Annotated in this window: 14 protein-coding genes; 8 read left to right on the top strand and 6 right to left on the bottom strand. The window is 67.5% G+C overall.

Annotated features, from left to right (window positions below; all coding sequences use genetic code 11):
* Positions 1 to 60: 60 nt before the first annotated feature.
* Genes infB through RAH40_RS15925 form a run of 3 tightly spaced genes read left to right on the top strand, consistent with a single transcriptional unit; the run spans position 61 to position 4,024 of the window.
* Complete coding sequence (gene infB, locus RAH40_RS15935) at positions 61 to 3,063, top strand: translation initiation factor IF-2 (RefSeq protein ID WP_306598556.1); 3,003 nt, start codon at positions 61 to 63, stop codon at positions 3,061 to 3,063.
* 53 nt (positions 3,064 to 3,116) lie between these two features.
* Positions 3,117 to 3,506 carry a type II secretion system protein gene (locus RAH40_RS15930; protein WP_306598555.1) on the top strand — a complete coding sequence of 130 codons (390 nt, stop codon included), beginning with the start codon at positions 3,117 to 3,119 and terminating at the stop codon, positions 3,504 to 3,506.
* 2 nt (positions 3,507 to 3,508) lie between these two features.
* On the top strand, positions 3,509 to 4,024 hold the full coding sequence (locus RAH40_RS15925; RefSeq protein WP_306598554.1) for a DUF4149 domain-containing protein: 516 nt from the start codon (positions 3,509 to 3,511) through the stop codon (positions 4,022 to 4,024).
* 155 nt (positions 4,025 to 4,179) lie between these two features.
* Here the strand turns inward: RAH40_RS15925 and RAH40_RS15920 are convergent, their stop codons facing one another.
* Entirely contained in the window at positions 4,180 to 5,706 is a 1,527-nt protein-coding gene (locus RAH40_RS15920; protein WP_306598553.1) for a methyl-accepting chemotaxis protein, read from the bottom strand.
* 230 nt (positions 5,707 to 5,936) lie between these two features.
* Between RAH40_RS15920 and RAH40_RS15915 the strand changes: the two genes are divergently transcribed.
* Entirely contained in the window at positions 5,937 to 7,775 is a 1,839-nt protein-coding gene (locus RAH40_RS15915) for a protease pro-enzyme activation domain-containing protein (RefSeq protein WP_306598552.1), read from the top strand.
* A 52-nt stretch (positions 7,776 to 7,827) separates the two neighbouring features.
* Here the strand turns inward: RAH40_RS15915 and hflX are convergent, their stop codons facing one another.
* On the bottom strand, positions 7,828 to 8,964 hold the full coding sequence (gene hflX / locus RAH40_RS15910; protein ID WP_306598551.1) for a GTPase HflX: 1,137 nt from the start codon (positions 8,962 to 8,964) through the stop codon (positions 7,828 to 7,830).
* 93 nt (positions 8,965 to 9,057) lie between these two features.
* Between hflX and RAH40_RS15905 the strand changes: the two genes are divergently transcribed.
* The 3 genes from RAH40_RS15905 to RAH40_RS15895 are packed head-to-tail and all read left to right on the top strand — an operon-like array spanning position 9,058 to position 13,272.
* The gene (locus RAH40_RS15905) at positions 9,058 to 10,383 is read left to right on the top strand and encodes a hypothetical protein (RefSeq protein ID WP_306598550.1); all 1,326 of its coding nucleotides are present in this window, start codon (positions 9,058 to 9,060) and stop codon (positions 10,381 to 10,383) included.
* A 10-nt stretch (positions 10,384 to 10,393) separates the two neighbouring features.
* The gene (locus RAH40_RS15900; protein WP_306598549.1) at positions 10,394 to 11,347 is read left to right on the top strand and encodes a DUF3187 family protein; all 954 of its coding nucleotides are present in this window, start codon (positions 10,394 to 10,396) and stop codon (positions 11,345 to 11,347) included.
* A 47-nt stretch (positions 11,348 to 11,394) separates the two neighbouring features.
* The gene (locus RAH40_RS15895; RefSeq protein WP_306598548.1) at positions 11,395 to 13,272 is read left to right on the top strand and encodes a hypothetical protein; all 1,878 of its coding nucleotides are present in this window, start codon (positions 11,395 to 11,397) and stop codon (positions 13,270 to 13,272) included.
* Here RAH40_RS15895 and lpdA read toward each other — a convergent pair.
* The 3 genes from lpdA to RAH40_RS15880 are packed head-to-tail and all read right to left on the bottom strand — an operon-like array spanning position 13,269 to position 16,040.
* Positions 13,269 to 14,675 carry a dihydrolipoyl dehydrogenase gene (gene lpdA, locus RAH40_RS15890; RefSeq protein ID WP_306598547.1) on the bottom strand — a complete coding sequence of 469 codons (1,407 nt, stop codon included), beginning with the start codon at positions 14,673 to 14,675 and terminating at the stop codon, positions 13,269 to 13,271. The genes RAH40_RS15895 and lpdA overlap by 4 nt on opposite strands.
* Positions 14,676 to 14,727: 52 nt before the next feature.
* Positions 14,728 to 15,453 (bottom strand): 1-acyl-sn-glycerol-3-phosphate acyltransferase, encoded by a 726-nt coding sequence (locus tag RAH40_RS15885; protein ID WP_306598546.1) that lies wholly within the window; start codon positions 15,451 to 15,453, stop codon positions 14,728 to 14,730.
* Positions 15,450 to 16,040 carry a peptidylprolyl isomerase gene (locus tag RAH40_RS15880; RefSeq protein ID WP_306598545.1) on the bottom strand — a complete coding sequence of 197 codons (591 nt, stop codon included), beginning with the start codon at positions 16,038 to 16,040 and terminating at the stop codon, positions 15,450 to 15,452. The genes RAH40_RS15885 and RAH40_RS15880 overlap by 4 nt, the downstream gene beginning before the upstream one ends.
* 88 nt (positions 16,041 to 16,128) lie before the next feature.
* Between RAH40_RS15880 and RAH40_RS15875 the strand changes: the two genes are divergently transcribed.
* Complete coding sequence (locus RAH40_RS15875; protein ID WP_306598544.1) at positions 16,129 to 17,043, top strand: A24 family peptidase; 915 nt, start codon at positions 16,129 to 16,131, stop codon at positions 17,041 to 17,043.
* Between the two features lie 829 nt (positions 17,044 to 17,872).
* Here RAH40_RS15875 and RAH40_RS15870 read toward each other — a convergent pair.
* On the bottom strand, positions 17,873 to 20,212 hold the full coding sequence (locus RAH40_RS15870; RefSeq protein WP_306598543.1) for a hypothetical protein: 2,340 nt from the start codon (positions 20,210 to 20,212) through the stop codon (positions 17,873 to 17,875).
* Between the last annotated feature and the right edge of the window lie 72 nt (positions 20,213 to 20,284).

Here is a 20,284-nt window from a genome sequence, read left to right as displayed (position 1 = left end):
ACCCTGGGCCCCTCCCGGTTATCTCCTCCGCCCCTTCCACCTATCGAGGTAAGCCCCTTCATGCTGCGCATCAACCAATTAGCAAAAGAGCTTGGCGTGAGTAATCACGAAGTGATCGACGCCCTCGAAAAGCGCCTGAACATCCAGGGCAAGAGCCACAGCTCCAACCTCACGGACGACCAGGTCCAGTCGGTGCGTCGCGTCATTGAGAACAAGCCCCGGACCCACGAGGAGCCCGCGGTCCAGCCGCGCCCCGTGATCCAGACGCCCGTGCGGGTGGTGAAGTCCGTGACGCCGGCCCCCGCTCCCGTCCCCCCTCCGCCGCCCCCGGCGCCGGCCGTGCTCATCAAGAAGGCCGAGCCCGCCGTTCCCGCTCCCGTGGCCGAGCCGGCGCCCGTTGCCGTTCAGCCGCCCGCCCCCGCGGAATCGCCCGCCCAGGCCCCCGTGCCGGTGGAAGTGCGCGCCTCCGAGCCTGCCGCCGAGCCCGCCAAGGCCCCCGCCCAGGAGACCTTCAGCCGTCTGCGCGTCTCCCAGGCCCCGGCCCCCGTGGCCAAGGCCCAGGAACCCGCCCGCTACATCCAGCTGCCCCAGCCCGCCCCGCCCCGGATCCGTCCGGAAGCCGGCGCCCGGCCCGTGATCCAGCGCCCCGGCCAGCAGCCCCAGGTGCAGCGCTCGGGCCAGCCGCAGCCTGAGAAGACCGTCCTGCCCATGGCCACCAACACCGGGAAGGGCGAGATCCGCCACGAGCCCACGGCCCCCGCCCCCTCCCGGCGTCCCTTCATCCCGCCCTCGATCACCGAGCTGCGGCCCGAAGGCGGCTTCACCCGCATCAAGATGTCCGACACCCCGGCCCCGGCCCCCAAGACCACCGAGCCGGCCCGGTACATCCAGCTCCCGCAGGCCCGTCCCGCGGGCGGCGCCCCCCGCCCCGGCGGCCCCGGCGCGCGTCCCGGCGGTCCTTCCCGGCCCGGCATGGGCGGGCCCTCCCGTCCCGGCATGGGCGGACCTTCCCGTCCCGGCGGTCCCGGAGCCCGCCCAGGCGGCCCCGGCGGTCCCCGTCCCGGAGGTCCCGGCAGGCCCGGCGGCCCCGGCCGCGGCCCCTCGCTGCCCGCCACCACCGCCATCGACCCCAACGCCCAGAAGGGCCCGGGCCGCGGCGGCCACTTCACCGGCAAGAAGAAGGACGACAAGCGCAGCAAGGCCGAGCGCCTCGCCGAGGAGCTCGAGCTCAAGCTCAGGCAGCCCCGCAGCCGCGCCCAGCAGATCGCCACGGAGTACGTGAACGACGAGATCGGCATCGTGATGCTGTCCGAAGGCGTCTCGGTGAAGGAACTGGCGGAGAAGTGCAACCGCCCCGCCAAGGACGTCGTGGCCAAGCTCCTGCACCGCGGGATCTTCGCGACCATCAACCAGCCCCTGGACACGGAGCTGGCCAAGGAGATCGCCCGGGAGTTCGGGTACCTGGCCGACATCGTCTCCTTCGAGGAGGACGTGCAGATCGCCGCCGAAGAGGGCAGCGACGTGCAGGGCGAGAAGCTTCCCCGGCCTCCCGTCGTCACCATCATGGGCCACGTCGACCACGGCAAGACGTCGCTGCTCGACGCCATCCGGAAGAGCAAGATCGCCGCGGGCGAAGCCGGCGGCATCACCCAGGCCATCGGCGCCTACCACGTCAACGTCAAGGACGGCACCGAAGGGGCCCGCCGCCAGGTGGTCTTCATCGACACGCCCGGCCACGAGGCCTTCACCAAGATGCGCGCCCGGGGCGCCAAGGTCACCGACATCGTCATCCTGGTGGTGGCGGCGGACGACGGCGTCATGCCCCAGACCATCGAGGCCATCAACCACACCAAGGCCGCCGACGTGCCCATGGTCGTGGCCATCAACAAGATCGACAAGCCCGGCGCCAACCCCGAGAAGGTCGAACAGATGCTCCTGCAGTACGGCATCCAGACCGAGGCCTTCGGCGGCGAGATCCCCTGCGTCAAGGTGAGCGCCAAGACCAAGGAAGGCCTGGATCTCCTGCTGGAGACCCTCCTCCTGGTGGCCGACCTCAAGGACCTCAAGGCCGTCTACGAGTGCGCCGCGGCCGGCTCCATCCTGGAAGCCCGGCTCGACCGCGGGCGGGGCCCCGTGGCCACCGTCCTCGTGCAGCAGGGCACGCTCCACGCCGGCGAGATCTTCGTGGCCGGCGCCACCATGGGCCGCGTGCGGGCCATGTTCAACGACCGCGGCGAGAAGGTGACGGAAGCCACCCCCTCCATGGCCGTGCAGATCCTCGGTTTCGAGGCCGTGCCGGTATCCGGCGACAACCTCCAGGTGGTCGAGGACGAGGCCAAGGCCCGCAACATCGTGTCCTTCCGGCAGGAGAAGGCCAAGGCGGCCGCGCAGATCAAGCAGCGCGTCACCCTGGAGAACCTCTTCTCCACCCTCAAGGACGGCCAGATCAAGGAACTGCCCCTCATCATCAAGGCCGATACCTCGGGTTCCGTGGAATCCCTGGTGGGCAGCCTCGAGCGCCTCTCCACCGAGAAGGTGCGCGTGCGCATCATCCACGCCGCCGCCGGCACCGTCACCGAGAACGACGTCCTGCTGGCCGAGGCCTCCAAGGCCACGGTCATCGCCTTCTCCGTGAAGGCCGAGCGCAAGACCGAGGAACTCGCCCAGGAAGAGGGCGTGGACATCCGGTTCCACGAGATCATCTACAAGGTCACGGAGGAGATCACCGCGGCCATGATGGGCCTGCTGGACGCCGAGGAGCGCGAGACCATCCAGGGCCTCGCCGAGGTCCGGCAGATCTTCCGCGTGGGCAAGTCGGTCATCGCCGGCTCCTTCGTCACGGAAGGCAAGGTCCAGAAGCCCTTCAAGGTCCGCGTCAAGCGCGGCCCCGACACCCTCTGGGAAGGCGGCATCAAGACCCTCAAGCGCTTCAAGGACGACGTCCACGAAGTGAAGAACGGCCTGGACTGCGGCATCGACCTGGACGGCTACACGGGCCTGAAGGAAGGCGACCTCCTGGAGTTCTTCACCCGGGAGAAGTTCGCCGCCACCAGCCTGGGCTAGAATTGTCCTGAACCTGGATGCCGATCGGCGCACAATCCTGGTAGGGTCCATCCATGCGAAAACAGCGCGGCTTCACGCTACTTGAACTTCTCACGGTGATGACCATCCTGGCCATGCTGGCCACGGTGGGCATCGTGGGCTACCGCCGTCACACCAAGGCCGCCAAGGAAGCCGTCCTCAAGGAGGACCTCTTCCAGCTCAACCACTGCCTGGAGCAGTTCCGGGCGGACAAGGGCAAGTATCCCACCGCCCTCGACATGCTGCGGACCCAGGGCTACATCCGGGATATCCCGGTGGACCCCATGACCCAGTCCAAGGACACCTGGGTGACCGAGTTCGAGACCCCCGACACCGACAGCCCCGACGCGGAGGTGGGCATCTTCCGCATCCGCAGCGGGTCCCAGGACCTGGGCGAGAACCAGATCCCCTATAACGAATGGTGAGCATGAAACCCCTGGTCCGCACCGACGCCGCAGCCGCCGGCATTCTCATCCTCTGGACCGGCATGGTCCTGGGCTTCGCCTTCCTGGTCGCCCCTCTGCTCTTCTCGATCCTCCCCAGCCGGGACGTGGCCGGCCATATCGCCGGTCGTGTGGTAGGCCGCCTGGACTGGATGGCCTGGGCCGCCTTCGGCGCCGCCGGCGCCCTGGTGCTCTTCCCCCGCTGGCTGAAGGAGATCCGCGAGGATCAGCCCGTGGGCCCCCAGCGCCTCTGGGCCGCCACGCTCCTGGTGACCCTGCTCATGTGCTTCACCAGCCAGTTCATCGTCAGCCCCGGCCTGGAACGCATCAAGGCCCGCATGGACGGCCCCGTGGAGGCCCTGGCGAAGGACCATCCCGACCGGGTGGCCTACCAGAAGGCCCACGGGATCTCCCGGCAATTGATGTTCATTCGCCTGCTGCTGGCCCTCGGCCTGGCCGCCGGAGTGGCCTGGCTGCCCAGGGAAGCCAAGGAATCCTGAGCTCTTTTCTCGGCGAACCTCGGCCCCTCGGCTACCTCGGCGATGCCTTCTTTTCCCAAAACCTGCGGCGCAACCGTTCAATGCGCCGCAAGGTCAAGAAACTGAATGCATCGCCGAGGTAGCCGAGGGGCCGAGGTACGCCGAGGAAGAATGGGCTACAGCTTGAACCTGCTCACGAGGTTCTTCAGGCCTTCCGCCACGGAGGCCAGGTCGTCCGAGGTCCTCGCCACCTCCCCCACCGCCGTGGACAGCTGGTGGGCCGCGGTGGCGTTCTGGTCCAGCTGGCGGGCCGTCGTGTCCATGAGCTGGCCCACGCGGCCGCTGGTCTGGGCCTGTTCCCGGCTCAGCGTGCCGATCGTCCCGATCCGGCCGGCGATGCCGGAAATGCGGGCGCGCACCGCTTCCAGGTGCTCCAGCGTGACCTTCACGCTGGCGCCGCCTCCGGCCACGGCCTCCTCCGTGAGGCGGAGGATCCCCTCGATCTCCCGGGCGGCCTGGGCGCTGCGTTCGGCCAGCTTGCGCACCTCCTCGGCCACCACGGCGAACCCCTTGCCGGCGTTGCCGGCCTTGGCGGCCTCGATGGCGGCGTTCAGGGACAGGAGGTTGGTCTGCCGGGCGATGCCCTGGATCGCCTGGACTGCGGTCACGATGCGGGTGGTGGCCTCCTGGATGGCCCGCATCCCTTCGGCGGTGCCCCGGCCCTCCCGGGCCCCCTTGTCCGTGTCCTCCACGGCCGCGCCGGCTTCGGTGCCGGTGTGGCTGGACTGGGCGGCCATGGTCTCGGCGTTCTCGTCCAGGATCCGCAGGGCATCCTGCACGCCGCGGCCGGCGTCCCTCAGGCCCGCGCTGACATGGGCCACCTCCCCCACGGACTGGGTCATCTGCTCGGCGCTGGCCGCCAGCTCCATGCTCCCGGAAGCCACCCGCTGGGAGGCCAGGTTCACGTCCAGAAGGGCCCGGTTCAGTTCTCCGGCCATGCGGTTGAAGGCCCCTGCCAGCTGCCCGATCTCGTCCCCCGTAAGCACTTCGGCCCGGGCGGTGAGGTCCCCCCCGGCCATGCGCCCGAAGGCGGCCGAGAGCCCCAGGAGGGGCGTCAGGACGTTGCGCCGCACGGAGAAGGTGACCATCCAGCTCACGACGGCCAGGAGGGCCAGACCGGCCGCCGCGGTCACCAGCCGGGTGCGGGCCACGCTGCGCTCCAGGTCGCCGGTGGGCACGGAGACGCCGAAGGCCGCCACCAGGTCGCCGGGCTTGCGGTCCTTGAAGGCGTCCATGCCCACGGCGCCGTGGCACAGGATGCACTCCTCCTTCAGGCGCGCGGGGGCGAGGGTGTACTTGAAGTCCTTCCCGTCCTCCTTCAGGTTCCCCTTGCGCAGCTCGAGGCCGGGGTCGGCGGCGAAGGCGTCCATGGACGCCCGCTCGAAGTCGCCCGCGACGCCCGGGGCGTAGCGCCCCGGCTCCACCCGGTGGTAGGCCATGCCGTGGGCCGCGCAGTAGGCCTGGGCGGTGGCGTGGAACATGTTCCGGGAAGCCACGGACATGGTGGTGAGGTTGTCGTCGAAGGCCCGCTCCATGAGGGTGGACTCCTGGGAGCCCACCACCCAGGCCGCCACCAGGACCACCAGGGCCAGGACGACCCCCACCGACAGGAAGATCTTGAAGGACAACTTCGTGTTGTTCATCGCGGGGACTCCGTGGAACCTGCTTCCTGATCGGTTCGGAGCGGAAAATAGTTGACTATTGAACTACGGAATTGGTTCAGGCCGATAGCCCTTTCTCGGCTTAATGTTTTTTAACAATTCATATCTTGACCCGGGTTTTGCAAACGCCAATCATGACCTAAATCCCAACCGGGCGTCCGGAACGCCTTTCAGCCCATTTCCACGCCATTTCCCCACCGAAGGAGGGAGCAATGCGTCTTCGCCACCACCTCTCGCTTGCCGGCCTCGCCCTGATCCTGGGCGCCGGCAGCATCCCCGTCCTGGCCGACACCCCGGTCGCAGTCGCCCCCGAGGAACCCCAGACGGTCTCCCTGGTCTTCAAGCTCCGCAACACCCAGCTCCTCGAACGCTTCATCGAAAACAGCGTCGATCCCGACCACTGGGGCTTCCGCCATTTCCTCTCCACCCGTGAGTTCGCAGAAAACTTCGGACCTCTGGACTGGCAGTTCCACGAGGTGCTCGCCTTCATGAAGAAGAACGGCATCACCATCAACGAGATCTACGACAGCCACATGATCGTGCGAGCCACAGGCACCGCCTCCCAGTTCAGCGCCCTCCTGTCCACCGACCTCGTGACCTGGAAGGAAGGCCGCCACCGCTATCAGCGGCCCACCCGCAGGCCGAAGGTCCCCAAGGAGATCGGGGACATCGTGCTGATCGTCGCGGGGCTGGACACCGAGCCCGCCGTGCATTCCCACACCGTCACGACCGCCCGGGCCCAGGACGCCGCCATGGGCGAGGCTGCCACGCCCCTGGTGATGCCCGTTCCCGGCACCCTGGCCACCAACACGCCCGGCAGCTACACCGTGGGCGACGTGGCCAACTTCTACAACATCAACCCCCTCTATGCCCGCAACATCACCGGCAAGGGCACGACCCTGGGCATCGCCACCCTGGCGACCTTCAACCAGGCCGACGCCTACAAATACTGGTCGGCCATCGGGCTGCCCGTGCTGGCCAACCGCATCACGGAAATCCCCCTGGACGGCGGCACCGGCACCGACGGCTCCGGCGAGACGACCCTCGACGTCCAGCAGTCCGGCGGCATCGCCCCCATGGCCAGGATCCTGGTCTACGAGGCCCCCAACACCACCTCCGGCTTCATCGACCTGTTCTACAAGGCCGTCTCCGACAACAAGGTGGACTCCCTCTCCGTGAGCTGGGGCTCCGCGGAGGTCTACCTGGACGGCGACACCGCCACCGCCTACAAGCAGGTGATGATGCAGGCCGCGGCCCAGGGCATCCCCGTCATCGCCTCCTCGGGCGATTCGGGCGCCTTCGACCTGAACCGCAACTGGTTCACCCCCTACTACTCCCCCATCAACTCCGTGAACCACCCCGCGTCCGATCCCTACGTCACGGCCGCAGGCGGCACCACCCAGGCCGTGGTCATCCCGCGCGCCCACGGCACCGTGACGGTGCCCCAGGAGCGGCCGTGGGCCTGGAACTACCTCGAGGAGTACTACGTCAAGTGGTTCGGCCAGTTCTACTACGACTACAACCTGTTCCCCGTGGGCGGCGGCGGCGGCGTGAGCTGCTACTTCGAGGCTCCCCACTACCAGCATGGCCTGGCCGGCAGGCAGCGCACGCCCGCGGCCTTCAACAGCCTCTTCTTTTACCCCAGCTACCCCAGCCAGACCGGCGCCGAGCTGTTGCTCACCATCGACCCCGGCTACGCAGGCCGCAACCTGCCCGACGTCTCGCTCAACGCCGACCCCTTCACGGGCTACATCACCTGCGAGGGCGGCCTCTTCTATGCCGGCAATGGCGGGACCAGCTTCGTGGCGCCCCAGCTCAACGGCATCGCGTCCCTGCTCACCCAGGCCGCAGGCCACCGCATCGGCTTCCTGAACCCGCAGCTCTACGATATCTACAAGAAGCACGGCTACGGCGCCAGGAGCCCCTTCAACGCCATCACCACCGGCGACAACCTCTACTGGAAGGCCATTCCCGACTACAACCCGGCCTCCGGCATCGGCACGCTGGACGTGACCCGGCTCGAAGGCCTCATCAACAAGCGCCGCCACTGAAAGGCGGCCCCGCCCCGGCCCCCGGTCCCCTGGACCGGGGGCCGGTCCCGTTTCAGAGCTCCCACGCCTCGGGGGTGCGGGGCCGGGGGGGGCCGGGAATCAGTTCCAGGAGCCACTCGCGGATCTCCTCCACCCCGTCCCGGGTGAGGGCGCAGGTGAGGACGGCCTCGGGGTGGGCGCGCTTGAGGTCCAGGCGCCGGGGACGGGTGAGGCGGTCGGCCTGGTTGAGCACCAGGAGCCGCGCATGGTCCTCGCACCCGATCTCCTTGAGGGTGGCGCCCACGACCTTCAGGTGCTCCTCCAGGTCCGGGCTGGAGGCGTCGGCCACCACCAGGAGGGCCTCGGCGGTGCGCACCTCGCCCAGGGTGGACCGGAAGGCGGCCACGAGCTGGTGGGGCAGCTTGCGGATGAAGCCCACGGTGTCCGAGACCAGGGCCTGCCGGGGCTCGCCGGTGGTCTCGTCCACGCCCAGCCAGGCCTTGCGGGTGGTGGTGTCCAGGGTGGCGAAGAGCATGTCCCGGGGCTCCCCCTCCCCGGTCAGCGCCTTCAGGATGCTGGTCTTGCCGGCGTTGGTATAGCCCACCAGGGCCACCCGGGGGGCCTTGGGGCTGCGGCCCTGGCCCTGGGTCTTCCGGACCCGCTGCAGGTGCTCCAGCTCCTTCTTGAGCTGGCTGATGCGCAGGCGGGTCATGCGGCGGTCCACCTCGATCTGGGTCTCGCCGGCGCCGCCCCGGACCCCAACGCCGCCCACCTGGCGTTCCAGATGGGTCCAGGCGCCCTTGAGGCGGGGCAGCTCGTACTCGTACCGGGCCAGCTCCACCTGGGCCTTGGCCTCCCGGGTCTGGGCCCGCTGCTCGAAGATGGCCAGGATCAGACCGGTGCGGTCGAGGCAGGTCATGCCGGTGGCCTTTTCCAGATTGCGGATCTGGCTTCCGGAGAGGTCGTTGTCGCACAGCAGCAGGGTGGCGCCCAGGTTCCGGGCCTTCTGGGCCACCGCCTCGATCTGGCCCTTGCCGTAGAAGGTCCGGGATTCCACCGTCGCCCGTTTCAGGCGCTCGCGCCCCGCGGGCTCCAGCTCGCAGGCCCGGGCCAGTTCTTCCAGTTCGGCCAGATGCACTTCGATATCATTATCCCGGTCCTGGGGTCCTTGGTGGGCGATCAGGAAACATCGGGGAATGAGCTCTGGCATAGGCAACGAGGTTACCATCAATTTCTGAGTTCACTTCAGTTCAAGGGCAGGTTCCGGCGGGCCGATGCTAGCATCAGGAAACCGTGAGGGCATATGGCCATTTTTGGCTTCGGCAAGGACAAGAAGGACGGCGGGGGTTCCCAGGAACTGGTTCTGGCCTATCTGGAGGACGCCCAGCGCGTGCGGGCGCCCTTCACGCTGTCCGGGCCCCGCAAGGCGGAGGTGTCGGCCATCCTCCAGGGCATCGACGAATCCGAAGGCACGGCCACCTTCCAGACCACCGGGCCCCTGATCGCGGAGAAGGGCAACGCCGTCGAGCTGATCTTCATCCAGGAAGGGCTGCGCATCGGGGGCTCGGCCCGCCTCCTGGAGACCCGCAGCGGCGTGGCCGTCCTGGAACTGCCCGACGCCCTGGAGCTGAAGGAGCGCCGGGGCGCGCCCCGGGCCCGGCTCAACCCCAAGGAGGGCGCCACGATCACGGCCCTCACGGGGCTCTTCGACGGCGTGGGCATCACGGGCGTCATCGAGAACATCTCCGAGACGGGCGCCCGGGTGCGGGTGGAGAAGGGCATGGCCATCAAGGGCGAGAAGCGGCTGCCCCTGGGCACGGCGCTGGTGCCGGTGGGCCAGCCCTTCATGCTCATCAAGCTCAACAAGCTCCCCAAGTGCCCGGCAGCCATGGAGCTGGAAGGGAAGGCCGTCTACCTCGACGCCGGCGGCGGCGGACTGACCATGGGCTTCTCGTTCTCCCGGCCCAAGGCGGACGTGGCCGCGGCCCTGCGGGGCCTGGTGGCCTCCCGCACCTCCTCGGTCCCCTCGTCGCTGCCGGCCAAGTCCCGGCGCAAGGCCGAGGCCGCGGCCTCCGGCGCGCTCGCGGACGAACCCCTGGTGCGCCCCAGGCCCCCGGAAGAGCCCAGGCCCAGGCCGGTGGAGGCCAAGCCCGAGGCGCCCAAGGCCGAGGCCCCCAAGGCCCCGGAACCCCCGCCCCCCGAGGAGGAGGCCCAGCCCGCCGCCAAGAGCGACAGCCTCGTGCGCCTGAAGAAGCGCAGCCGGGCCGTGGTGGCCCTTTCGCGCACCGCGGCCTTCGACGACATCCTCAGGAGCTTCCTCCAGGAGGACGGCTACGGGCGGGTGCTCACCACGACCTTCCCGGAGGAGGTCTTCGAGCTCCTGCGCCAGCCCAACCTGGGGGTCCTGCTCCTGGACGGGAACATGTCGGTCGTGGAGTCCCTGGAGTTCGTCAAGCGCCTCCAGGGGGCCTGCGAGGACCTGCCGCCCATCGTCCTGGCGGCGGAGGACATCTCCACCGCCATCGTCCTGGCCGCGCGCAGGAACGGCGTGGCGCAGCTGGTGGTGAGGCCCTACGCGCTGGACGCCACGTTCTCCGCCCTGCTGAGCGAGCAGGTCACCTTGAAGTAGAGGAGCCGCCATGCATCCGCGACGCTGGGCCGCGCTGCTCGCCCTCCTCCTCCCGCTCCAGGCCCAGGAGACGCCCCACCCCAACCGGCTGGCCTGGCTGATGATCTTCCCGGAGCCCCTGCCCGAGGGGGTCACCCAGTTCTCGCTGGAGGCCACCAACCAGTTCCTGCGGTCCGACCGCCGGGACATCACGAACAACGGGACCACCCACGCCCATCTCCAGGGCGAGGAATGGCAGCTCACGTCGGACCTGGCCGGGGGGCTGGGCCCCGGGCGCTTCAATGTCCGGACCCGCCTGGTCTACCGCTCCTCGGGCCTCGCCTCCCGGGCGATCATGAACTGGCACGACCTCCTGGGCGTGGAGCAGGGCGGCCGGGACCAGGACCCCACCTTCGACGACCGCTACCACCTGGAGCGCAACGGGGTCACGGTCTTCGACCTGGAAAGGCCCCGGCTGCAGGTGCAGGGCGTGGACCTGGGCTACGTGCTGCCCTGGGGGGACCGCCGCCGGGGCGGACGCGCCGGCCTCACCGCCCAGGTGCCCACCGGGCACGCCTCCGAGTTGCAGAGCAGCGGCGGCACCAACTTCCTGGCCGGCGCTGCCGCCTGGACGTCCTTCGGTCCCTTCCGCGCCTGGGCCCAGGGCGAGGAGATCTGGATCAGCCTCCCGCGGCACAGCCCCCTGCGCACGGTGGTGACCCGCGGCCAGTTCTGGCGGGCGTGGGCCGGCCTGGCCTGGCAGGGCCCGGGCGGCTCCTTCTGGAAGGGCTTCGGCCTGGACCTCTCCTTCGCGTACAACGAGACCCCCTACCGCACCCACCTCACGCGGGTGGACAAGTACGGGCTGCAGCAGACCTGGGTCTTCAGCCACGAGCGGCTGCCCCGCTGGCGCTTCGGCTTCACGGAAAAGGGAGGGACCTTCGCCACCCCGGAGATCACGGGGTTCGTCACCTTCAGGCCGTAGGGAACCCGCATCCCGGAGGCCACACCTAGACGGCACGGAGGTGGGCCTTGAGGCGTTCGCTCGCAAGCGCGGTCCTGGCCGGGGTTCCGGGCCTGGCCCAGGTGCAGGTGACCCCGCCGGCGGTGGTGCTGGGATCCGGCCAGACCTGCGCCTTCCGGGCCACCTTGGCCCAGGCCCCCGGCGCCGTGCCAACCAGGTCCCCGTCCTGGGCCCGGGCGGCCCAGGATCCCTCCCAGTGGCGCTGGACGCTCCCGGACGGGGGCCGGGGCACCCTCGACGGGCGGGGCGTCTTCATGGCGCCGGCCGAGGGGCGGCCCCACCGCACGCGGGTCCGCGCCACCCTCGCGGGCTGCCCGGACATCTGGGGGGAGGCCGTGGTGACGTCCCTCCCCCTGCCCGAAGTCCCCGTGGACCTTGTGGGGCAGGTGCTCGGCCCCGACTGGGCGTCCCCCTACACCGCCGCCCTGCCCTTCATGGACTGGGACACCCGCCGGCGTCCCGGCGCGGCGCTTCCCATGCGGGACACCATCCGGGCCCAGCCCCTGGAGGTGGGCTATGGCCTGCCCGCGCAGCTCACGTGGAAGCCCCGCCCGGTTTCTGCCGGCACGCTGCTCACCTGCCGGCAGGGCGCGGAGACCGTGCGGCGCGACGTCTCCGGGCAGGACCGGGCGGTCCTCACCCTGAACGCCTGGGCCGACCTGTGCCGGGTGGAGTCGCTCGTCCCGGACCCGGACACGGCCTGGGCCAGCTGCGTGGAAACCCGGCCCCTCCTTCCCCGGGGCCTGTTCCCCTGGCCGGGCCGCCCTGAAACCCCCTCGGCCGGGTTCAGCGAGCCCTCCGGCCTGGCCGCCCTGAAGCCGGGTCACGGCCCCCAGGGCGCCGCCCTGGTGGCCGATGCCGGGGACCATGTCCTGCGGGTCCTGGACGGGGAGGGCGAGGTTCGGACCTGGTGCGGGGAACCGGGCCAGCCGGGCCACCTGGACTCGCCCGTGGCCCGGAGCTGCCTGGGCCGCGCGCTGGCCTTCCTGACGGGGGCCCGGAAGGGTCCCGTCCGGTTCAACCGGCCCACCTTCCTGACCCTGGCCCGGATGGCCTGGGGGGACATGCCCTGGCGCCTGCTGGTGGCCGACAGCGGCAACCACGTCATCCGGACCGTGGCGGCCGACGGCACCGTCGGAACCCTCGCGGGCATGCCCGGCGAAGCGGGACATGCCAATGCCGCCGACGACCCGGGCCTGGCCCGCTTCAGCACGCCGCTGGGCCTGGCCTGGAACCGGCTGGACGCGACTCTGTACATCGCGGACCAGGGCAACGCGGCGGTGCGCAGGCTGGACCTGTCCGGCCGGGTCTCCACCTTCGCCGGCCAGCCCGGCAACCCGGGCACCCGGGACGGCCTGCCCCGCACGGCCCAGTTCACCAACCTCAAGGGGATCGTGCTTCCTCGTCGTTTGGCCGACCGGACCAGGCTCTATGTGCTGGACGGCCACGCGGTGCGGGAGATCAACCTGGGAAACGGCAGGGTGACCACACGCCTCGGACAGGTGGATGCCCCGGGCTTCCGGGACTTCGGCCCGGCCCCGGAATCCCGTCTCGTTCCCTGCCTGAACGACCCCTGGGACATCAAGGCGTGCCACCCCGGCTACCTGATCGCCGACCGCGGCAACGTGGACCCCCGGGGCGGAACCTGCCAGGCCCGCTTCACGATGCAGGGCGGCCCGAACGATATCCTGCCCGTCGCCTATACGGCCGACTTCCTGGAGCCCGACGGCACCCTGGCCGAACGGCGCACCGGCGACGGCTTCACCTGGCAGCCCATCAAGGCCGATGGCGTTTTCGCCCAGTCCGGTACCGGAACCGTCGTGGTGCGCTGCGTGACCCATCAGGGCCGCTCCGCGGGGGCGAAGGCCGATGTGGTGATTCCCTAGGCGTTCAGGGCCCGGCCGTACACGGCGCGGGCCGCCTCGGGGAAGGCCTCGTTGAGGGTGGGGTGGGGGTACATCGTGTTGATGAGCTCGTCCACGGTGAATTCGCCGCCCAGCAGCGCGAGGCTCGAGGCCACCAGTTCCGTGGCCTTGGGGCCGACGATGTGGATGCCGAGGATCTCGCCGTACGTCTTATCGGCCACGATCTTCACGAAGCCGTGGGGCTCGCCGATGATGTTGGCCTTGGCCAGAGGCATGAAGGGGAAGGAGCCCACCTGGACGTCGTAGCCCTTGTCCCGGGCCTGGGCCTCGGTGAGGCCGATGCAGCCCACCTCGGGGTCGCAGTAGGTGACGCTGGGCACCCGGTCGTAGTTGATGGGGTGGGGGTGCGCGTCCCTGCCCAGTTCCTTCGCGGCGTGCTCGGCGGCGACGATGCCCTCGTCGGAGGCCACGTGGGCCAGCATGGGGGTGCGCACGATGTCGCCGATGGCGTAGAGGCCGGGCTCGGCGGTGGCGAGGAAGGCGTCCACCTCCACGAAGCCGCGGTCCACCACGGCCTTGGTGGCTTCGAGGCCCACGCCGGCGGTGACCGGGCCGCGGCCCACGGCCACCAGCAGGTGGCTGCATTCCACCACGCCGCCCTTGTCGCCCTCCAGGCGGCAGACGACCTTGTCGGGGAAGCGCTCGATGGAGGCGATCTTCGTCTTCACCCGAACGTCGATCTTGTCCTTCTTGGCCAGGATCTTCGCCAGCTCCTCGCCCATGGCGGCGTCCTCGATGGGCAGGATCCGGTCCATGAACTCCACCAGCGTCACCTTGGAGCCCAGCCGCGCGAAGACCGAGGCGAACTCCACGCCGATGGCGCCCGCGCCCAGGATCACGAGGTGGCTGGGCAGCTCGGTCATGTCCATGAGGTGGTCGCTGTTCACCACGCGCACGCCGTCGGTCTCCATGCCGGGGAGTTCCTTGGGCACGGAGCCCGTGGCCAGGATGATCTTCCGGGCCTCGTGCGTCTCCCCCGCCACGTCCACCTTCCCGCCGCCCAGGAGCCTGCCGGCGCCCTTGAGCACGGTGACCTTGTTCTTCTTCATGAGGAACTCGACGCCCTTGCCGTTCTTCATGACGATGCGGTTCTTGCGCTTCACGATGGCGGCAAGGTCGGCCCTGAGGGCCGAGACGTCCACGCCGCCGATGCCGTACTCGGCGAGGTCGGACATCTGGTCGTACCGGTGGGCCGTCTCCAGCCAGGTCTTTGCGGGAATGCAGCCCCGGCGCAGGCAGGTGCCCCCCAGGCCCGCGGGATCCTTTTCCACGATGGCGGTGGCCAGCCCGAGCTGGGCGCCGCGGATGGCCGCGATGTAGCCTCCGGGGCCGGAACCGATGACGATGAGGTCGAATTGGGCCATTGCCGCACTCCTGGAAGGTCAGAAAGATCCAACCCCCATGTTCCCACCCTCGCTACCCTTTGGCCACCAGCGCTTTCACGGCTTCCCGGGCCGTCTCCCTGAGGAGGTCCAGGTCCTCAAAAGCGGAGGGATGGATGGGCCGGCCCACGTGGATGCGGAAGGTGCCCGGGGTCACCCGCCATCCGCCCGCGGGGAGCATCCCGAAGCCGCCCGTGAGGCCCAGGGGCACCAGGGGGACGTCGGCGTCCTGGGCGAGGTTGAAGACTCCCTTCTTGAAGGGCAGCAGCTCCCCGTCCCGGGTGCGGGTGCCCTCGGGGAAGGCGGCGACGGTGGCCCCGTCGTGGATGAGGCGCGCGGCGCGCTTGAGGGACGCGATGGCCTTGGGCCGGTTGCGGCGGTTGATGAAGATGCACCCGCCCATCCAGCAGGCCGGGCCCAGCACAGGGATGAGCAGCATCTCGATCTTGGCGAGGTACACCGGATGGTTCGGCAGGTTGCAGGTCAGCATCATGGCGTCCAGGTAGGACGTGTGGTTGGCGATGTAGATCACCGGCTGGCGCCCCTCCCGGATGTCCTCGGGCAGGTCCTCCCACCCGTCGACCTCGTGGCGCACCCCCCAGATCCGGCCCATGTGGGCGAAGTAGATCTGGGCCACCCTGCCCATGGCCCGGCGGCCGCCCATGAAGGCCGCCATCAGGAAGCCCGCCACCGTGAAAACGAAGAGCATCAGGAAGGCGTACATCAGCACCAGGAAGGGCTTGAGGAAAGGCCTTTTCATGGCGCGGCGACCACCTCGGCCGACTTGATCCTCACCGCGTATTCAGGGACGTTCTGCATGCCCTTGCGCATGATGGTGTTCACCTTCTCGATCTTGTCCACCGCCTCCATGCCCGCGACCACCCGCCCGAAGGCGCAGTAGCCCGCGCCGGCCGCCGTGGCGTCCTTGTAGTCCAGCATGGCGTTGTCGGCGGTGTTGATGTAGAACTGCGCGGTGGCCGAGCCCGGGTCCTCGGTGCGGGCCATGGCGATGGTGCCCCGTGTGTTCTTGAGGCCGCCCTGGAGGGTCGCGGCCGCCTCGTTGGGGATGGGCTCGTGGACGGGCTTTTCCGTCAGGTCCGGCAGCATGCCGCCGCCCTGGATCATGAACCCGGGGATCACCCGGTGGAAGACGGTGCCGGCGAAGTGGCCCTCCTGGACGTACCGGAGGAAATTGGCGACGGTCTTGGGCGCCAGGGCGGGCTCGAGCTCCACCACGAGAGGACCGTAGCTGGTGACGATCCGGACGCGGGGCTTGGCCGGCGCGTCCGGGGCCTGGGCCAGGGCCGGGAAGGCGCAGAGAAGGGCGGCGAGGAGGAAGGCTTTCATGGTCGACTCCAGTGGATATTCTAAGTGATTTATTCGTTATGGATGTCAACGAAGGGTCCCAGGTTCCCCATCTTGCTATGCTTTTCGCATGCCGACCTTCGATTTCCCCACGTGGTTCCTTTCGGCGATGCTGGCCCCCTTCGGGCTGGTGCTGGGTTCCTTCGCCAACGTGCTCATCCACCGCCTGCCCCAGGAGGCCGAGGCCGACCGGGACGTGGTCAGGCGCCCCAGCCACTGCCCCAGTTGCAAGGCCCGCATCCGCCCCTGGCACAACATCCCCCTCCTGGGCTGGCTGTGGCTGCGGGGCCGCTGCGCCAGCTGCGGCTGGCGGATCCCGGTGCGCTACCCTCTGGTGGAGCTCCTGGGCGGAATCATCCTGGCCGGATCGGTGTGGGTGTTCCCCTTCGGCACCCTCATCTGGCTCAAGGGGATCGTGTGCGGCTTCGCGCTCCTGGTGCTCTTCTTCACCGACATCACCGAGTTCATCCTGCCCGACGCGGTCCAGTTCCCGCTGATGGTCCTGGGGATCCTCTTCACGATCCCCCAGCTGATCTGGCCCCTGCACCTCACCTCCGTCTGGGCCCCCGGGCTCACCATCCTCCGCGTGGACACCTTCGCCAACGCCCTCCAGGCCGCCCCCTGCTGGAGCCTCATGGGCCAGCGCGTGACGTGGCAGGACAGCCTGCTGGGCCTGGCCATCGGGTACGGCGTGCCCTGGGCCCTCAACCTCGTCTACCGCCTCATCCGCAGGACCGACGGCATCGGCATGGGCGACTTCAAGATGCTGGCGTGGCTGGGGGCCTTCTGGGGCTGGGCGCCGATGCTGGGGATCCTGTTCGGGGGGGCACTCCTGGGGAGCGCCGTCGGGGTGCCGCTGCTGCTGATGAAAAAGGCCAAGGCCCAGACGATGCTGCCCTTCGGCTGCGGGCTGGCGCTGGCGACGCCGGTGGTGGTGTTCTACGGACCGGCGCTGTGGATGGCCTACATGGGGATGGTGCGCTAGCTGTGCAGCATCCGGCGAGGCAACCCTGCTTCCAGCGCGACACCCCGGCCGCGATGCTCGATCCGCTTGTGGTCCCAGGGCTGTAGGCCTGGGGTAGAAGGGGCGGGGCTCGCCGCATCGAATTGTCCATTCTCCACGGGCGGCCCGTTACCTGCCCTGTTATTTGTCGTTCTGGAGAAAGAACGATGGGCAAACGAGCCTAGAGATTGATCCAACAACCCAACATTAAATAAGATAAAAGCCGCACTCAATTGAAATGACCAATAACGACTGCGCGAAGAATGGAAGTCCCCAAAAACAATGCCCCATACCAATACAATTAATGAATGGAAACCCACCGCCCGTAACGATAGAGATAATTGTCAATTGCTTGATTCTTGACCTGCTTATGGACACGTCATTCCTTCCCGATCGGGTAATTTATCACTTCCGGCCGTGCCGACCCGCGGCCGCTACCCGCCTTGTTCATTATTATAATTTTGTGAAATTAATTTCAAAATCATTTTAACTATACACTCCAAAAGATCACAAAGCCCACACACAATCGTAATACCTAGAATTACCTGCTTATACAATGGAAGAACAAGATAACAATGGGCCAAGCCTAGAGCACCCATGTAGGCTTGGTAACCGCCTGCAGCTATTGCTATGATTGCAAGCTGTAAAATACGTGATCGACTTATGGCCATTCGACACTCCAAACCATTTGATTTCCCATGCCTGGTTGGCACTAGACCATTGCGCAAAAAAACCATGGGCAATTCGTTTCAAAAAGGCATAAATGAAATATTTTAGATGGCGATGTGTTCATGATATTTCGACACGGAGCCTAATACCTGACTTCGGGTTTTGCACCTACGCAGGAAATGTCTGAATAATTTTGAATCGCGCGGTGGTTTGTTTTCCAATTTTCTTCGTTTTTCCGAAAAGCGTCCCTAAGTGATACCCCTCCAGCCACGGAAGTCGGCACGAGCCCTGCAAATCCCCCAATGACCGCTCCGCCGAGTGCACCTGCGCCCAAGGCCGTCGTGGCCCCCACCGGGCCCCCAAACAATGTCCCAAGAGTCCCAAGGATTTCTCCCCCCTTCACGGCACCACCCCCTGCACCTATCAGTACCGCTGCCCCAATCGACTTCAGATAGCGGTTAAGTGCTTCACAGTCAGCCTTGTTCTTGCCAGCATCATTGGCAATCGCCAAGTTATTGATGATCTGCCTATTTGCTTGCGCCTGCGCGTCCACCTGACCCGAACCGTCGTTCAAGCCACCGTGGTTCCCCATGGGATCAACGCCACTCACCCACGTTCGGACGATCTCACACCTTACGCCTGTGCCGGCACTTTCGGTTCCGTGCTCACGCCGCCGTTCAAGCTCCGATTGAGCCTCGGCTTCATTTGTGGTGGCCATGGTGACTTGGCCCCGACAGACGATCTTGTATACCCAGAACCCACCGGGAGCAAATCGAATGGAATCCCCCTGGAGAAGTCGGTGGCCCTCTGCGCTGGCCGATGGGTCGGAGGCGAACGTCGTCGTCCAGGCCTGCGCTCCCTCCGAGGCGATCGTGATCTTCTGTACCCTCGAAAGGGTTGCATTCACCCCGCTTCCTTCGGGACTCCACTGGATGGACGTCGAAATCAAGGTCTTCCCCGAACCGTCCTCCAAGACATCCTGTTGAGGAACCCCGTTGCCGAAATTCAAGGCGTCCGCCGGAAGGGTGATCAGATGAAAACAATCTGGGTGCCCCGTGTCCAAATCCCACCGGTTCTCCACCTTGATGGTCATGGGGACTGAACCATCCGGAAAAGCCCGCATCCAGCGTATGGATCGGTGATTCGAGTCGGTGTCCACCGCGCGGACTTCGGAAACCCCCCTTACGTAATTCGTGGCGGCGCTGTAATACGTGGAATACAAGAAGGAAGTAACGACTCCCATCGGGTCGGTGATCGACTTCAGTTCGGCTGCGTTGTCATCGTAGGTGAAACGCCATGTACGGTTGGGGGAGTCGGTGATCCAAGCCTCCGGAGAAACAGTTGGGGTCACGGATGGCGAGCATCCGGAATCCGCCCAGCTTGGCTGGGGCAACGCAGCGCAGCTTCCGATTGCCAGGGAACCCGGCGTGCATAGAAGGCCCGCATCCATCTGGCCGACAATGAAAAGGCGATCATGGGCGGGGAGCGAAAATCCTGCAGGACCGCGGGAAGGCGGCCCCCCGTAACCCTGGATCAAGGCCGAGGGGGCATGAACCCCAACGAAATCCACGCGGCAGAGGTCCGAAAGGAAGGTGATGCTCCCGGGGTCGGCCCACCTCACGACCACGCCCTGGGAATGCTGATTCAACGCGGTGACCTTGGTGATGGACTTGAAGCCGGGCGGTATGCCGGTCGTGGAGCGCTCCCATTTGAAGGTGACGCAATGGCCGGACCGGTCTGTCCAAATCACCGGCAACCATGCCCCCTTTTCCGCCGCGTAGCAATAGACACGGGCGAGACGCTCATCCAGCACGATACGGAAGGATCCCAGATGCTCACCCTGCCCGCCGAATCCCGAGGGGGCCAGCCCTGGCATCAGGTTCTGGCACTGCGCTCCGAGTCCGGCCTCGCTGGTCGTGCATTGTAGACAGGTCGCGGTGGAATCCACTCGGACGCCTTGGAGGGCGGCCGACGCAAACCCGAAGGCCTCGGGCAGGTTCAACGCGGCGCCCAGGCCGGGGTCGCCCGCAAGGGCCGTCCATCGGGGATCCGGGATCTGCTTCCCGGTCTCCAGAACGACCATCCCCCGGCCGGAAGGGGCCCCGGGCATGGACGAAACCGGAGCGTCGCCGTAGAGATTGTCGGTCAGATAGCCGAAATGGATTCCCGCGGAAATCGGCCAATCCATCCGGCACCGGACGACCCGGGCGGCGCAGCGTTCCCCTTCGTTTTCCGTGTGCCCCCACAGCCTGGCCTGCCACGTCGCGTCGAACCCGAAGCTTACAGGAATCGGCACCTCCCCTGGAACGGCGGAGATGGGCATTGCGAACGTCAGATTCCCATTCTGGAGCGTGGTCCTCCACCCGCTTGCCCGAAGGTCGACTTCGGCCGGCATGATGCCGTTGGCGGACACCTGGGCGACCAGATTTCCCGTTGTTAGAAGCATATAGAAAGAAAATAAGTCTATTAAATATTTGTTCATTCTAAAATCCAGTGCGTGTTTTTCACAAACCAGTCTAGCTCCCTCCAAACCTTTGGCAAGGGGTTATCGGCG

It is taken from the genome of Geothrix sp. 21YS21S-2, from assembly GCF_030846775.1.
Classification (GTDB): Bacteria; Acidobacteriota; Holophagae; order Holophagales; family Holophagaceae; genus Mesoterricola.
Note: the sequence above shows the minus strand (reverse complement) of the source record. Positions and strands in the feature narration are given on the sequence as shown.

What these genes read in the sequence shown, in the direction of transcription:
- infB (WP_306598556.1), top strand. Translation starts at nt 61, where the DNA reads ATGCTGCGCATCAACCAATTAGCAAAAGAGCTTGGCGTGAGTAATCAC.
- RAH40_RS15930 (WP_306598555.1), top strand. Translation starts at nt 3,117, where the DNA reads ATGCGAAAACAGCGCGGCTTCACGCTACTTGAACTTCTCACGGTGATG.
- RAH40_RS15925 (WP_306598554.1), top strand. Translation starts at nt 3,509, where the DNA reads ATGAAACCCCTGGTCCGCACCGACGCCGCAGCCGCCGGCATTCTCATC.
- RAH40_RS15920 (WP_306598553.1), bottom strand. Translation starts at nt 5,706, where the DNA reads ATGAACAACACGAAGTTGTCCTTCAAGATCTTCCTGTCGGTGGGGGTC.
- RAH40_RS15915 (WP_306598552.1), top strand. Translation starts at nt 5,937, where the DNA reads ATGCGTCTTCGCCACCACCTCTCGCTTGCCGGCCTCGCCCTGATCCTG.
- hflX (WP_306598551.1), bottom strand. Translation starts at nt 8,964, where the DNA reads ATGCCAGAGCTCATTCCCCGATGTTTCCTGATCGCCCACCAAGGACCC.
- RAH40_RS15905 (WP_306598550.1), top strand. Translation starts at nt 9,058, where the DNA reads ATGGCCATTTTTGGCTTCGGCAAGGACAAGAAGGACGGCGGGGGTTCC.
- RAH40_RS15900 (WP_306598549.1), top strand. Translation starts at nt 10,394, where the DNA reads ATGCATCCGCGACGCTGGGCCGCGCTGCTCGCCCTCCTCCTCCCGCTC.
- lpdA (WP_306598547.1), bottom strand. Translation starts at nt 14,675, where the DNA reads ATGGCCCAATTCGACCTCATCGTCATCGGTTCCGGCCCCGGAGGCTAC.
- RAH40_RS15885 (WP_306598546.1), bottom strand. Translation starts at nt 15,453, where the DNA reads ATGAAAAGGCCTTTCCTCAAGCCCTTCCTGGTGCTGATGTACGCCTTC.
- RAH40_RS15880 (WP_306598545.1), bottom strand. Translation starts at nt 16,040, where the DNA reads ATGAAAGCCTTCCTCCTCGCCGCCCTTCTCTGCGCCTTCCCGGCCCTG.
- RAH40_RS15875 (WP_306598544.1), top strand. Translation starts at nt 16,129, where the DNA reads ATGCCGACCTTCGATTTCCCCACGTGGTTCCTTTCGGCGATGCTGGCC.
- RAH40_RS15870 (WP_306598543.1), bottom strand. Translation starts at nt 20,212, where the DNA reads ATGAACAAATATTTAATAGACTTATTTTCTTTCTATATGCTTCTAACA.